This window comes from Acidovorax sp. Root402, from assembly GCF_001425125.1.
Classification (GTDB): Bacteria; Pseudomonadota; Gammaproteobacteria; order Burkholderiales; family Burkholderiaceae_C; genus Acidovorax; species Acidovorax delafieldii.
Window position 1 is genome coordinate 217798 of sequence record NZ_LMDQ01000015.1, and the last position, 13070, is coordinate 230867.

A 13070-nucleotide genomic window follows, 5' to 3' on the forward strand; every position below is an offset into this window, starting at 1 on the left:
GGCGCAGTTGCAAATCTGTATTGCCCGGCAAAACAATACACACCGGCGCCTGGCGGCGCAGCGAGCGGAATGCCACCATGCTGATGAAATCGTCCACCCAGTCGCTGACCGAACAACTGTCCACCCGGTTTGCCGAGCGCATCCGCAACCGCCTGATGGCGCCGGGTGCACGCCTGCCGTCGGTGCGCCAGTGCGCGCAGCAGCATGGGGTGAGCCCGTCCACCGTGGTGGCGGCCTATGACCAGCTGCTGGCGCAGGGCCTGGTGGAGGCGCGCAAGAACCGAGGGTTTTTTGTCCGCGAAAGTGGCCGAGCGGTGGAGGCAGCCGATGGCGACCTTGACACGCGCGCTCGCCCCGACGACCTGGCTCTGGAAAGTGCTGCCGCCAACTGGAGCACGGCGCACTGGTTTGCGGCGCGTGCCGCTGGCCGCGCGGGTCCAGGGGTGTCGCCCGTCAACGCCACGGCGCTGATCCGGGGCATGTTCCACAAGATCAGCGACAAGCCCCAGCCCGGCATGGGGGTCTTTCCGCCCGACTGGCTGGAGTCCACCTTCATGCCCGCCGCCGTGCGCAAGGTCACCAACTCGCGCGCCCTGCAGGAGTTTTCGCTGCAGTATGGCGAGCCGCTGGGCGATGCAGGCCTGCGGCGCGTGCTGGCCAAAAAGCTGTCCACGCTCAACGTGCACACGGTGCCTGAGAACATCATCACCACCGTGGGGGCCACGCATGCGCTGGACATCGTGAGCCGCACCCTGCTGCGCCCGGGCGACCCGGTCATGGTGGAGGAGCCCGGCTGGGCGGTGGAGTTTGCGCGGCTGGCCGCCTTGGGCATGCACATCCTGCCCGTGCCGCGCCGCGCCGATGGCCCGGATCTGGAAGTCATGGCGCGCTACTGCGAGGTGCACAAGCCCAAGCTCTACGTGAGCGTGAGCGTGTTTCACAACCCCACGGGCTACTGCCTTACGCCGGGCAGTGCCCACCGCGTGTTGCAGTTGGCCAATCAGCACAACTTCCATGTGGTGGAAGACGACACCTACAGCCACATAGCGCCGGAGCACGCCACGCGCCTCACGGCGCTGGATGGCCTGCAGCGCACCATCTATGTGAGCGGCTTTGCCAAGATCCTGGCGCCCAACTGGCGCATTGGCTTCATGGCCGCGCCGCCTGCGCTGGTGGAGCAATTGCTGGACACCAAGCTGCTGGCCACGCTGACCACACCGGCGCTGCTGGAGAAGGCCCTGGCACTGTGCATCGAGCAGGGCCAGCTGCGCCGCCACGCCGAACGCATCCGCACCCGGCTGGACGCCGCACGCGCGCGCAGCGTCAAGCTCGCCCTGGGGGCGGGCTGCACCTTTGCGGCCGAGCCGGTGGGCCTGTTTGGCTGGGTGGAGACCGGGGTGGACACCGATGCGCTGTCGCAGCGCATGCTGGACGAAGGCTATCTGCTGGCGCCCGGTGCGTTGTTCCATGCCGAGCGCAAACCCAGCACGCTCATGCGCATCAACTTTGCAACGACGCAGGACGCGGCGTTCTGGCGCATCTTTGAGCGTGTGCGTGCTGAGCAAGGGCGGTGAGCCGCAGACATTGCCCTGGAGTCGCCCAATCGCATGGGGGTGTCGCCCACCGAAAACCGGCGCAGGGGCCTACTTTCTTTCCACTTCCAGGTCAGACAGCACCCGCAGCAGCGCGCGGTTGACCTCTTCCAGGTCCATCTCGAAAGTCTCGCACAGCTGGCGGATGGCGCTGGCGTCATCTGTCTCCAGTGCGCAGGCCATCTGCAGACCGCCGGTGTAGGGGCCAGTGCGCAACACGGTGGCGTCGTAGATGCGTTCGGACAGGGGCAGGCGCTTGAGGATGGTGCCCAGGGGCTCGCCCAGCAGCTCATCGAGCTGGGAGAGCAGGCCACACAGGTAGATCTCGCGGCGCAGGTCGTTCTCGATGCCCGCGTCCAGCAGCCGCGCGGTGAGCTGTGCGCGGATCACCATGGCTTCGCGCACCGGCTGCATGTTGGCCTCGGTGCTCGCATGGGGCAGCTGGTCGGACAGCCAGCGCTTGATGGAGCTGTAGCCCATCATCACCAGGCCCCGGCGCAGCGAATCAATGCCGGTGCGCAGGCCCAGGGCGGCCGAGTTGGTATAGACCATGAAGCGGTACGCGAGCAGCGGGTCCTCGCCCATGATGTCTTCAAAGGTTTCCAGCGACTGCTCGTCGTCGATGGCCTTCATGAGTTTGAAGATCACCGCGTGCGAGGGCTGCTGCGGGTGGTGGCGCAGGCTGTAGAGCACATCCTCCGTCGGCCACCCAGCCAGCGCCATCGCGTTGCCCTGGTCCAGACAGTGCTCCATCAGTGCCCGGCTCGCGATGTTTTCGTACATCTGGCCAGCCAGCACCGGGCTGGGGGTGCGTTTGGCAACAGGTCCTGCTGCGGCGGCGGCACTGCCTGGGCGTGGGGGCGTGGCCTGCAGCGCAGCCACGGCGTCTTCCGGGCGCAAGGTCAGCAGGCTGTTGTCGAAGCAGCGGGCAATCTCGGGCTCGGGCAGCTTGTCCATGTCGCCCCGCCACACCATGCGCAGCCCGCGCTGGTGCGCGGCCTTCACGCGGTCATAGATGGCAGAGTCCGACAGCCACTCGCCGCGCACCTCGATCCACGGTGCAGCCCGTGGCGCGTTTTCGAGCAGGTCGCACAGCAGCTGGCGGGTCTGTGCCGAGATCAGCAGTGGCGGCGAGCTGGCCGACCACAGCTCCTGCAGCGTGCGCAGCAGGTGCCCGCCATCGACGGTTGCCGAGGCCTCGTTGTGGGCATACAGCTGGATGCCTGCAAGTTTGCGGGTGCGGTTCCACAAAGGGCGGTAGCCCAGGATCAGGCTACCTAGGACGGATTGGACCATGGGCTCTCAGGCAAAAAAACAGGGCCAGCCGGCGCGCGCGGGATGGGTGTCGCCACGGTGCACCAGCCGGTGCTGAAGCCTGCTGGCACAGGGTGCGATGGGCTCTGCGCCCGAACACCCTCTGCCGCACAGGCTCCTAGCCAATAAAGTTGAACAGCGACAACTTCTGAACCTGCGCATAGGACTTGAGTGCAGCCTCATAACCCACCTGCTGGTTCTGGAAGTCGGAAATGCCCTTGATCATATCGAGATCCTCTGCCCGCGAACGGTCGCCTTCCAGCTGGATGGAGCGCTTTTCCTGGTCGCCGGTGATGCGGTCTGCGCGATTGAGCAGCTCGCCGGCGTAACTGCGCATGTTGTGTACGCGCTCCAGTCCAATATCGATGTTGGCCAGTGCCTGCCCCACGGCCTGGATGGCGCCGTTGTTGTTGGGAGCGTTGCGGATGCCATTGATGGCACTGTCCATGGTGCTGAACATGCTCGCGCTGGGCTGCAGGGTGACGGTATCCCCGTTGGCCGGGTTGCCCTTGATGTCGAAAGAAAGCCCCGGAATGCCTGGAACGGAGATGGTGACCGGCTTGTCGGTCGGGTAGTCCGGCACCACCACCGGGGCGGAGACGGCACCCGTGGTGGTATTGGTGATGGTGTACGTGGCTGTGCTGGTGCCCGTGGTGGCGCCTGGACCCACTGCGCTGAAGGTGACGGTGTAGTTGTCACCCGTCACCAAAGCTTTGTTGGTGGGCGTGATGGCCGTGGTGGTGAGCTGTCGGCCGACCGGGATGTTGCTGACTCCGGCGGTGTAGACACTGTCGCGGGTGGGGTCGAACATGAAGGCAGAGTCGCCGTCGAGGGCCCCCGGTACCGTCACGCCGTTGCTCGCCGTCTGACCCGGCAAGCCCTGGAAGCTGTAGTCGGGGGAGCTGCTCAAGGGGCCCAGGAACGGCGCCAGCGCGCTGCCCAATGCACTCAGCAAGGGGATGCCGTTGGTGTCTTTCCGGTTGGCGACTTCCAGCAGTTGCTCGCGCAGGCCTTGCAGCTGGTTGGCGACCGTGGCGCGGTCGTTCGGGGTCATGCTGGCATCGCCCGCACTGACCACTAGCTCCCGAAAGTTCTGGATCAGATTCACCGCGTCGCCCAGTGAGGATTCCCCCTGTGCAATCGCATTGCGCTGGGTCTCCAGCGCACGTTGTTCGGTCTGGATGCGCGACAGGCGGTTGAGGGCTCGTTCGGCCTGCGCGGCCGACACCGGGTCGTCACTGGCGCGCACCACGCGTTTGCCAGAGGTCAGGTTTTCCTGCAGCGTGGTCAGGCTGGTCTGGCGCGCGCCCAGGTTGCGCAGCGCGTTGTCATACATGTTGGCCGTGCCGACGCGGTAGATGTTTGTGCTCATGTCGAACTCCTCACGCCAGGGGCGGCATTCATCGGCCCAGGCCCTGGATCAGCGAATCAAAAATGTTCTGCGCAATCTGGATCATCTTGGCGGAGGCCTGGTACGCCTGCTGGTATTGGATCAGCTTGGCGGCCTCTTCGTCCAGGTTCACCCCCGACACTGCCGTGCGGTCGCGCTCCAGGTTGGCTGCGATGGTGGACGACAGCTGCTCCGCAAACTTGGCGCTCTGGGTGCGTGTGCCTACCTGGGCAATGGCGCCAGCGTACCCGTCGGAGAGGGTGGACTCGTCAAACATTTTCACGTCGCGCAGTCCCATCAGGGCATTCGCGTTGCCTGCGTTGCGGGTGTAGGCGTCTCCGTACTGCGGGTCCAGCGCATTGCCGATCACCACGGTGTCGCCCGTCTTGGGGGTGCCCTGCAGCGTGATCTGCCAGCCGTTGATCGAGATGGGCTGGCCCGAGGTGTAGGGCTGCGCAGTCGCCAGCGAGGTGGGTGGCGCGGTCCCGCGGTCGAGCACGTCGTAGGTCGTGGGCGGCCCGGCGGTGAACTGCAACTGGATACCCCCCAGGATGGGCGGAATGGCTGCTGGGTTGGCATTTGCCGGCAGCACCAGCCCCGGCGGGTTGGGCAGGCCCGTGGCCTTGAGGCTGCCCAGCTGCATGGTGCCGCCGTTGGCCGTGCCCATGGCGGCGTTGATGGGGTTGGCGGCGGCCAGGTCGCGCGGCGAATACACCAGCGCCTGGATGTTGTTGGCAGCCGTGCTGAACGGCTTGAACAGCATGCGCTCGCCAGGGTTGCCGGGCGTGGTCAGGTTGAAGTTGAGCCCATCGATCTGCAGCGTGGCCAGGTTGGCAGCGCTGGTGAACGGGGTTGATTGGCCGTCGGACAGGCGCACCACCTGCCCGGCCGTGCCCGTGGTGAAGCGAATCTCATAGTCGGACGCAGCAAACTGTGTGGGGCCGGTGAACGACACCGTGCCCACGCCTGCGCCGTTGGTATAGCCCGGCATGCTGGTGGGCAGGGCGAACAGATCCTTGCCTGGCACGCCATCGAGCGTCAGGCCCAGGTTCTGCTGGTCGTTCATCGTCATGCCGATGGCCAGCGCCATGCGGCCCAGCAGATTGCGCCCTTCGCTCAGGTCCGTGTTCTGAAAGCGCAGCAGGCCCGAGACGCTGCCACCGCCCAGCACGTTCTCGTCCAGCTCCACGGGGGTGGCGCCGGGGCGGTTGAAAAACAGCTTGGACTGTCCGCTGCCCGGGAAAGTCGTTGCATCGTCGATCGACAGGCTGGCGGCTGTGCTGCCCAGCACCAGGGGCTGGCTGCCTGCCACGAACAGGCCCACGGTGCCGTCATCCGCCGGGATCTGGGTGGTCTGCACATACTGGTTGATGTCGCGGATGATCTGGTCGCGCTGGTCCAGCAGGTCGTTGGGGCTCTGGCCGTTGCCGGTGGCACGGGCAATCTGCTCGTTGATGGCGGCCATCTGCGTGGCCAGGCTGTTGATGGCGGTCACGCTGCTCTGCAGCTGTTCCTTGACGGTGTACTCGATCTCGTTGATCCGGTCGCTGGCGGTGCGCATGCGTGCGGCCGTTTCGTCCAGCCGCGTAAGGACCACCGTGCGTGCCGTGATGTCGGTGGGGCTGCTGACCACGTCCGAGAACGCGTTCATCATGTCGTTGATGGCGGCGCCCAGGCCCTGGGTGCCGCCGCTGAACACTTCCTGCAACTGGCTCAGGCGCTGGGCGCGGATGGCGTCGGCCGCCTGGGTCGATCCAGCCGCGGCCGACTGGCGCGTGAGCAGCTCGCTCTGGTTGCGCAAGATTGTCTGCACATCCACGCCTTGGCCGATGTAGCCACCGCCCGTGAACTGGCCCTGCACGGTCTGCAGCACCACCGTCTGGCGCGAATAACCGGGTGTGTTGACATTGGCAATGTTGTGGCCTGCCGTCTGCAGGGCCACCTGGTTGGCCAGCAGGGCGCGGGCGCCGACGTTGAGCAGACTCATGGCTTACCTCGGTTCTTCTCGTCCATCACGCCTGGGCGCGCTGTACACGCAGCGCGCTGTTGATAGCGCCGCTGAGCTTCTTGGCGTACTCCGGGTCGGTGGCGTAACCGGCCTTTTGCAGCTCGGCCGCGTAGGCCACGGCAGAGCCCGTCTTGGCGGTGGCCTGGGCTTTTTCGTAGCGCGGGTTGTCGGTGATCAGCTTGGCGTAGTCGCGGAAGGAATCCTCGTACGAGTCGTACGCGCGGAACTTGGCCACCACCTTGCGCGGTGTGCCGTTGATGTATTCGGTGGTCGTGATCTCGGCCACCTTGCCGGTCCAGCCCTTGCCCGCCTTGATGCCGAACAGGTTGAACGAGTTGCCGCCGTTGGCGGTCTTGATCTCGCTCTTGCCCCAGCCGGTTTCGTGCCCGGCCTGGCCGAGCATGAAGCTGGCGGGAATGCCGCTTTCCTGCGCCACGCGCTCGGCGGTGCCGCTCAGGTGCTGCACAAAGCCTTCGCGGCCCTTGGGGACGGGCAGGGTGGTATCGACGGAAGACGTGGTGGCGGAGGTCGCAGACCGGTTCTGTGCCTGCGGCAGGCTCAGCGTGGACGGCACCGAGAAGTTGGTGTCCGCACCGCCCATCTGGCGCGAAAGCTGGCGGGCGATGGCTTCCGACAGGCCGCCCTGCAGGCCCGACATATTCACAGACAGCTGCTGGTCCAGCATGTCCTGGCCCAGGTTGGCCTGCTCGCCCTCCATTAGGCCGGACTTCATGGTGGCGTCGCGCATGCTTTTGATGAGTTCGCGCATGAACAGCGATTCAAACTGCTTGGCCGCCTCGCGCGTGACCTGTGCGCTGTTGCTCGTGCCCGCGTCGTATTTGAGGGAGTTGAGCGAGCGGATATCGACCGCCAGCGCGTTCGAGGGGCTGGAGGTGCTGGACGAGGGCAGGGTCAGGGCCATGGTCGCTCCCGGTGGATGGTGCGCGCAGCGGCGGCGGCAGGGCGAGCCATGTCAGATCACCTCAAGCTCGGCGTTCAGCGCGCCGGCGGCCTTAATGGCCTGCAGGATGGCCAGCAGGTCGCCGGGTGTGGCGCCCAGCGTGTTGAGGGCCTTGACCACGTCGGCCAGTTGCGGCGACGCGGGCATCTGGATCACGTTGCCCGGTTCCTGGTTGATGGTGATGTCGCTCTTTTGCGTGACCACCGTCTGCCCCTGCGAGAACGCATTGGGCTGGCTGACCACGGGTGTGGAGCTGATGGTGATCGACAGGTTGCCGTGGGCGATGGCACAAGGCCCCAGCGTGACCGACTGGTTGAGCACCACCGAGCCCGTGCGGGCGTTGATGACCACCTTGGCTGAGGGCGTGGAGGATTCGAGCGGCAACTCTTCCAGGTCGGCAATGAAGCCGACGCGGGCGCCGGGGTCGATGGGAGCGCGGACCTGCACCGTGCGACCATCCAGCGCGGTGGCCAGGCCGTTGCCCAGCTTGGCGTTGATCACCTGCGCCACGCGGCGGGCGGTCTGGAAGTCCGAGGCGTTCAGGCCCAGGTTGATGGTGTCGCCTTCGTTGAGCGGGGTGGGCACGGCCCGTTCCACCTGCGCACCGAGCGGGATGCGGCCTGCGCTCAGGTGGTTGATCTGCACCTTGCTGCCACCGGACGACGCGCCAGCGCCGCCCACCACCATGTTGCCCTGGGCCAGTGCATAGATCTCGCCGTCAGCGCCGCGCAGGGGTGTGACGATGAGCGTGCCGCCCTTGAGTGACTTGGCATTGCCCATGGACGAGACGTTCACGTCGATCTGCTGGCCCGGCTGGGCAAAGGCGGGCAGTTGTGCCGTGACGATCACCGCTGCCACGTTCTTGAGCTGCAGCTGCGACGCCGTGCCGGGTGGCAGGCTGATGCCCATCTGCTGCAGGTAGTTGGACATGGCCTGCGTGGTGTAGGGCATCTGCGTCGTCTGGTCGCCCGTGCCGTCCAGCCCTACCACCAGACCGTAGCCGGTCAACTGGTTGCTGCGCACGCCCTGCACCGCCGCCACTTCCTTGATGCGCAAGGCCTGTGCAGGCGTTGTCAGCACTGCGGCCACCAGGGCCAGCAGCAGCCACAGCACGCGCGCGGTGCGGGGCAAGAGGGAATGGGACGAGGCTTTCATGGCATCCATTGTGGTAGGCCATGGCCAGAACTAAAACCCAAAAAGAAGCGGGTTCACCGGCTTATTGGCTGGGTCTGAAGCCGCGTTGGCAAGGCGCGCGCAGAAACGGCCCGCGGGCGCTCTGGGCGGCGGTTTTTGAGTAAAAACGGCCAGAGGCGCTAGTGCTAAATGCGCCAATAGCTATCAAATTTGTAGTGATGAAAGGACGCACCCAGCCGTCCGTCGGATGCCGGAAGGACTGGGGACCTGGGCGCTTGCGGTGCGCCCAGTGCGGTCAGAACGGCGTGACGGTGTTGAAGAACCGGCCCAGCCAGCCCATGGCCTGGGCTTCGTTTTGTGCGCCGCGTCCGCGCGATTCGACGCGCACATTGGCGACCTGGGTCGAGTTCACGATGCTGCCGGGTTGCAGCGCGCGTGGGTCCACCGTGCCCGAAAAGCGCAGCACATCCACGTTCTGGTTCACGCCGATCTGCTTTTCGCCAGTGATGACCAGGTGGCCGTTGGGCAGCACATCCACCACCGTGGCGGTGATGGAGCCGGTGAAGGTGTTGGCGCTTTCGGTGCCGCCTTTGCCCGAGAACGCGTTGCCTGACGAAGCGCCCACGCCCAGCTTGTCGGTGAAGCTGGTGCTGGTGAAGGGCAAGGCGGTCACGCCCGCAGAGACCTTGGAGTCACGGTCCACCGTGGACGAAGACTTCTGGCTGGCCGTCACGTTCTCCACGATCTGGATGGTAACGTTGTCGCCCACCAGGCGCGCGCGGCGGTCTTCAAACGCGGGCCGGTAGCTGGCGTTGTGGAACAGCCCGCCCGTCACCGGGGGCGGGGTGCGCGGTGCAGCGGCGAGCGGGGGCGGGGTGGTGGGCAGGATGTCCACCGGCGGCGGTGGCGACAGTGTGGCGCAGCCGGCGCACAGCAGTGCTGCGCCCAGCGCGGGGATGCCCGCACGCAGCGAGCCAAGTGCCTGCAGCAGGCGAAGAGGGCGTGTGAAAGTGCGCATGGCGAAGGTCCTGGGCAAAAGCGCGGGGGGCATTCCGGTCACAACTGGGCGAGCTTGGCCAGCATCTGGTCCGAGGTCTGGATGGCCTTGGAATTCATCTCGTAGGCGCGCTGGGTCTGGATCATGGTGACCAGCTCTTCCACCACGTTGACGTTGGAGGCTTCCAGAAACCCCTGCTTGATGATGCCCAGGCCGTTCGTGCCGGGGGTGCCCTGCTGGGGCTGGCCGGAGGCGGCGGATTCCTTGAACAGGTTCTGCCCGATCGGCTCCAGGCCGGCCGGGTTGATGAAGCTGGCCATGGCCAGGTTGCCAACGGTCTGCGGCTGTGTGTTGCCCGGCACGGTGACTGCCACGGCGCCTTCGGCACTGATGCTGACGCTGGTGGCGTTGGCCGGAAGGGTGATGCCATTGACCACGGGCAGCCCGCTGGACGTGACCATGCGGCCCTGGGCATCGACCTGGAAGGAGCCGTCGCGGGTGTAGCCCACGGTGCCGTCGGGCATGGTCACTTCAAAGAAGCCGTTGCCGTTGATGGCGACATCCAGGTTGTTCTTGGACTCCTGCAGGCTGCCCTGCATGAAGTTGCGGCTGGTGGCCACCGTGCGCACGCCCAGGCCCAGGTGCAGGCCAGTGGGCAGCTGGTTTTGTTCGGTGGTGTTGGCACCCACCTGGCGCAGGTTCTGGTAGATCAGGTCTTCGAACACCGCGTTGTTGCGCTTGTAGCCCGTGGTGGAGACGTTGGCCAGGTTGTGCGAGATGACGTCGAGCTGGGTCTGCTGGGCAGACATGCCGGTCTTGGCGATCCAGAGGGAGTTGATCATGGTGCTTCCTTAGGGCGGGTGCGTGCGGTGGTGGGCAGCGGCATCAGCCGTTCATGCTCAGCAGCTGGCTGGCGGTCTTGTCGTTGGTTTCGGCGGTCTGCAGCAGCTTCATCTGCTGCTCGAACTGGCGCGATGCAGCGATCATTCCGACCATGCATTCGACAGGGTTCACGTTCGAGCCCTCCAGCGCGCCCGACAGCATGCGCGCGTTGGCGTCGTTGGGCATGGGGTCGCCCGACGTGGTGCGAAACAGCCCGTCGTCGCCGCGCTTGAGCGGATCTTCCGGCGTGGGTGTGCCCAGCTTGAGGCGGCCAATGGCCTGGGCGGGCTGGCCCGGGATCTTGGAGGTCACGGTACCGTCCGACCCGAGCGACACATCGGCACCGGGCGGCACGTCGATGGGCGCTCCGCCATCGGACAACACGGGCAGGCCGGTGGGAGTGAGCAGCTGGCCGGTGGCCGACACCTCAAAGCTGCCCGCACGGGTGTAGGCTTCGGTGCCATCCAGCCCCTGCACTGCAAACCAGGCATTGCCGGCCGCCATGGCGTCGAGGTTGCGGCCGGTGCGTTGCACAGGGCCGGGGGTGTTGACGTAGCCGGAGGTGGCCTCCAGCGCAAACACGCGCGTCTTGGCGCCGTCGCCTTGCAGCGGCACCGAGCGGAAGGTGGACATCTCGGCGCGGAACCCGCCGGTGGACACGTTGGCGAGGTTGTTGGACAGCACCGCCTGCCGGTGGGCGGCGGCGTTGGCGCCTGTCATCGAGGTGTAGATGATGCGGTCCATGGGGGATCTCCGGCGTCCTGGGCGGGTTCAGTGAGGGTTCAGCCGGTCAGCGCAGGTTCACCAGGGTGGACATCACCTGATCTTGCGTCTTGATGGTCTGTGCGTTCGCCTGGTAGGCGCGCTGGGCAGTCATCATGTTCACCAGCTCGGCCGTGAGGTCCACGTTGGAGTCTTCCAGGGCGCCCGAGCGCAGCGAGCCAAAGCTGCCATCCGTGGCGGTGCCGACGACGGGCTGGCCCGACTCGAACGTGGCCACCCAGTTGTTGCTGCCCACCGAGGCCAGGCCCTGCGTATTGCGGAAGCTGGACAGCGCGAGCTGGCCCTCGGCACGCGTCACGCCGTTGGAGTAACGGGTCATGATCATCCCGTTGTTCTCGATGTTGATGCCGGTCAGCTCGCCCGAGGTGTAGCCGTCCTGGCTCAGGTTGGACACCGCAAACTTCTTGCCGAACTGCGTCACCTTGTCCAGGCTCACGTCCACGGTGTAGGTGGGCAGGTTATTGGGGTTGGGCGGCGTGGGGTTGATGGTGAGCGGCAGCGAAAAGCCCGTGGCGGGTGGCGTGGCCACCGGGCCGGTGATGGCTCCGTTGTTGTCGAACGTGATCTGGCCGATGGGCGTGGCCACCACGGGCGGCACAGCGGTGGGGTCGTCCAGGGCGTCGTATACGTCCCAGGTGTTGGCGGTGGCGGTTTTCTGAAAGTACAGGCTCACCGGTTTGGCCACGCCCTGGCTGTCGAACACGTTGATCGACGTGCCATAGGTGGCGCGCGGCGTGGCCGGGATGGGGGGCGTGGCTGCGGGGTTACCCGCCGCGTCGGTGGCGCGGGCGTCCAGGTTGAAGGCCGCCGTGATCTTGGTGGTCTGCTTGGCGGGAATTGGCTCGGCGGTCGGGAACACCATGGGGATGGGGTCGGTGCCGGTGCGCAGACCCGTCACCGGGTCTACCGGGTAGCCCATCACCGACGCGTTGTCGTTGGTGATCATGTTGCCTTCCTTGTCCAGCTTGAAGTTACCGGAGCGGGTGTAGGCGGCGGTGCCATCGGGCAGCGTGAGGGTGAAGAACCCATTGCCATTGATGGCCACGTCCAGGCTGTTGCCGGTGATGGTCAGGTTGCCCTGGGTGAATTGCTGCGCCACGGCGCCCACTTCCACGCCGATGCCTGCATTGGAGCCCCCTGCAGAGCCGATGGCAGATGCCACCATCTCGGCAAACTCGGCCCGCGAGGCCTTGAACCCGACGGTGTTGGAGTTGGCAATGTTGTGCCCGATGACATCGAGGTTCTTGCTGGCGGCGTTCAAGCCGGACAGGCCTTGCTGAAAACTCATGGTGTTCTCCTGTTGACGCGATACGAAGCAGGCTGGTGTTACACCAAGGCCTTGATCTGGCTGTAGTTGATGGTTTTGCCGTTGGACAGGCTTAGCACCAGCTGTCCGTCCTCGGCACCTGCGGCCGTCACCTTGGCAAGGTTCAGTGCGGTGGAGTCCAGCTTGGTGGAGCCATTGACGGCCGTCACGCGGAACTGCAGCCCATCGGTGGAGCCGGTGTACTGGCTGGCGTCCCAGTCGAAGGTGTGGCGGCCCGCCGCCTTGGCACCCAGGTCGATGGTGTCCACCACCTGCCCGCCTGCGGTCGTGACCTCGATCTTCACGTTGGTGGCGGCCGAGCCCAGCTCGAAGCCGCCCTTGCCGGTCTTGTCCGCCACCGCCAGGCTGGAGCCCTCGGTCAGCACATTGCGGCCCACCAGGGCTGTGCCCTGCATGACCTGCAGCGAGTTGAACTGCGAAGCCATGCTCTGCATGGTCTGGTTCAGTTGCTGGATGCCGGTCACCGTGTTGATCTGCGCGATCTGCGAAGTCATCTGGGCGTTGTCCAGGGGGTTCATCGGGTCCTGGTTGTTCAGCTGCGCAACCAGCAGTTTCAAAAAGCGGTCTTGCGCGGCAGCCGGGTCGGTGGACGCGTTGGCCTTGGTGCTGGACGAGTCCGTCACCGTGGGGGCGTTGGTTGCACTGAGAATCATGGTGGTGTCCTTCTTGGAGCAGGCTCTTG

The 13070-nt window shown here is 65.9% G+C and carries 11 protein-coding genes; 1 reads left to right on the forward strand and 10 read right to left on the reverse strand.

The genetic code is table 11. The features are described 5' to 3' along the window. The first annotated feature begins 77 nt into the window (after positions 1 to 77). Complete coding sequence (locus ASC83_RS17995) at positions 78 to 1574, forward strand: PLP-dependent aminotransferase family protein (protein WP_056065847.1); 1497 nt, start codon at positions 78 to 80, stop codon at positions 1572 to 1574. Positions 1575 to 1643: 69 nt separating this feature from the next. On the opposite strand, the gene ASC83_RS18000 is transcribed toward ASC83_RS17995, so the two are convergent. The 10 genes from ASC83_RS18000 to ASC83_RS18045 form a co-directional block, all read right to left on the reverse strand. Next, positions 1644 to 2888, reverse strand: coding sequence for an HDOD domain-containing protein (locus ASC83_RS18000; protein WP_056065637.1), 1245 nt, complete (start codon positions 2886 to 2888; stop codon positions 1644 to 1646). A 136-nt stretch (positions 2889 to 3024) separates the two neighbouring features. Then, on the reverse strand, positions 3025 to 4278 hold the full coding sequence (flgL, locus tag ASC83_RS18005; protein WP_056065641.1) for a flagellar hook-associated protein FlgL: 1254 nt from the start codon (positions 4276 to 4278) through the stop codon (positions 3025 to 3027). A 28-nt stretch (positions 4279 to 4306) separates the two neighbouring features. Continuing rightward, positions 4307 to 6283: a flagellar hook-associated protein FlgK gene (gene flgK, locus ASC83_RS18010; protein WP_056065642.1), complete on the reverse strand. Its 1977-nt coding sequence runs from the start codon at positions 6281 to 6283 to the stop codon at positions 4307 to 4309. A gap of 25 nt (positions 6284 to 6308) precedes the next feature. Next, positions 6309 to 7226, reverse strand: a complete 918-nt coding sequence (gene flgJ, locus ASC83_RS18015) for a flagellar assembly peptidoglycan hydrolase FlgJ (RefSeq protein WP_056065645.1) — start codon at positions 7224 to 7226, stop codon at positions 6309 to 6311. Positions 7227 to 7277: 51 nt separating this feature from the next. Beyond that, the gene (locus ASC83_RS18020) at positions 7278 to 8429 is read right to left on the reverse strand and encodes a flagellar basal body P-ring protein FlgI (RefSeq protein ID WP_156379554.1); all 1152 of its coding nucleotides are present in this window, start codon (positions 8427 to 8429) and stop codon (positions 7278 to 7280) included. 265 nt (positions 8430 to 8694) lie between these two features. Further along, positions 8695 to 9417, reverse strand: coding sequence for a flagellar basal body L-ring protein FlgH (locus tag ASC83_RS18025; protein WP_056065648.1), 723 nt, complete (start codon positions 9415 to 9417; stop codon positions 8695 to 8697). A 38-nt stretch (positions 9418 to 9455) separates the two neighbouring features. Continuing rightward, positions 9456 to 10238 (reverse strand): flagellar basal-body rod protein FlgG, encoded by a 783-nt coding sequence (gene flgG, locus ASC83_RS18030; protein ID WP_056065651.1) that lies wholly within the window; start codon positions 10236 to 10238, stop codon positions 9456 to 9458. Positions 10239 to 10281: 43 nt separating this feature from the next. Beyond that, a complete protein-coding gene (flgF, locus tag ASC83_RS18035; RefSeq protein ID WP_056065654.1) occupies positions 10282 to 11022 on the reverse strand; it encodes a flagellar basal-body rod protein FlgF in 741 nt (246 codons plus the stop codon). Between the two features lie 46 nt (positions 11023 to 11068). Then, complete coding sequence (flgE, locus tag ASC83_RS18040) at positions 11069 to 12349, reverse strand: flagellar hook protein FlgE (protein WP_056065656.1); 1281 nt, start codon at positions 12347 to 12349, stop codon at positions 11069 to 11071. Between the two features lie 38 nt (positions 12350 to 12387). After that, positions 12388 to 13041 (reverse strand): flagellar hook assembly protein FlgD, encoded by a 654-nt coding sequence (locus tag ASC83_RS18045; RefSeq protein WP_056065659.1) that lies wholly within the window; start codon positions 13039 to 13041, stop codon positions 12388 to 12390. Positions 13042 to 13070 lie beyond the last annotated feature (29 nt).

Coding starts and splice junctions, on each gene's coding strand:
- ASC83_RS18025 (WP_056065648.1), bottom strand. CDS start 9,417: ATGCGCACTTTCACACGCCCTCTTCGCCTGCTGCAGGCACTTGGCTCG.
- flgG (WP_056065651.1), bottom strand. CDS start 10,238: ATGATCAACTCCCTCTGGATCGCCAAGACCGGCATGTCTGCCCAGCAG.
- ASC83_RS17995 (WP_056065847.1), top strand. CDS start 78: ATGCTGATGAAATCGTCCACCCAGTCGCTGACCGAACAACTGTCCACC.
- ASC83_RS18045 (WP_056065659.1), bottom strand. CDS start 13,041: ATGATTCTCAGTGCAACCAACGCCCCCACGGTGACGGACTCGTCCAGC.
- flgF (WP_056065654.1), bottom strand. CDS start 11,022: ATGGACCGCATCATCTACACCTCGATGACAGGCGCCAACGCCGCCGCC.
- ASC83_RS18000 (WP_056065637.1), bottom strand. CDS start 2,888: ATGGTCCAATCCGTCCTAGGTAGCCTGATCCTGGGCTACCGCCCTTTG.
- ASC83_RS18020 (WP_156379554.1), bottom strand. CDS start 8,429: ATGGATGCCATGAAAGCCTCGTCCCATTCCCTCTTGCCCCGCACCGCG.
- flgL (WP_056065641.1), bottom strand. CDS start 4,278: ATGAGCACAAACATCTACCGCGTCGGCACGGCCAACATGTATGACAAC.
- flgJ (WP_056065645.1), bottom strand. CDS start 7,226: ATGGCCCTGACCCTGCCCTCGTCCAGCACCTCCAGCCCCTCGAACGCG.
- flgK (WP_056065642.1), bottom strand. CDS start 6,283: ATGAGTCTGCTCAACGTCGGCGCCCGCGCCCTGCTGGCCAACCAGGTG.
- flgE (WP_056065656.1), bottom strand. CDS start 12,349: ATGAGTTTTCAGCAAGGCCTGTCCGGCTTGAACGCCGCCAGCAAGAAC.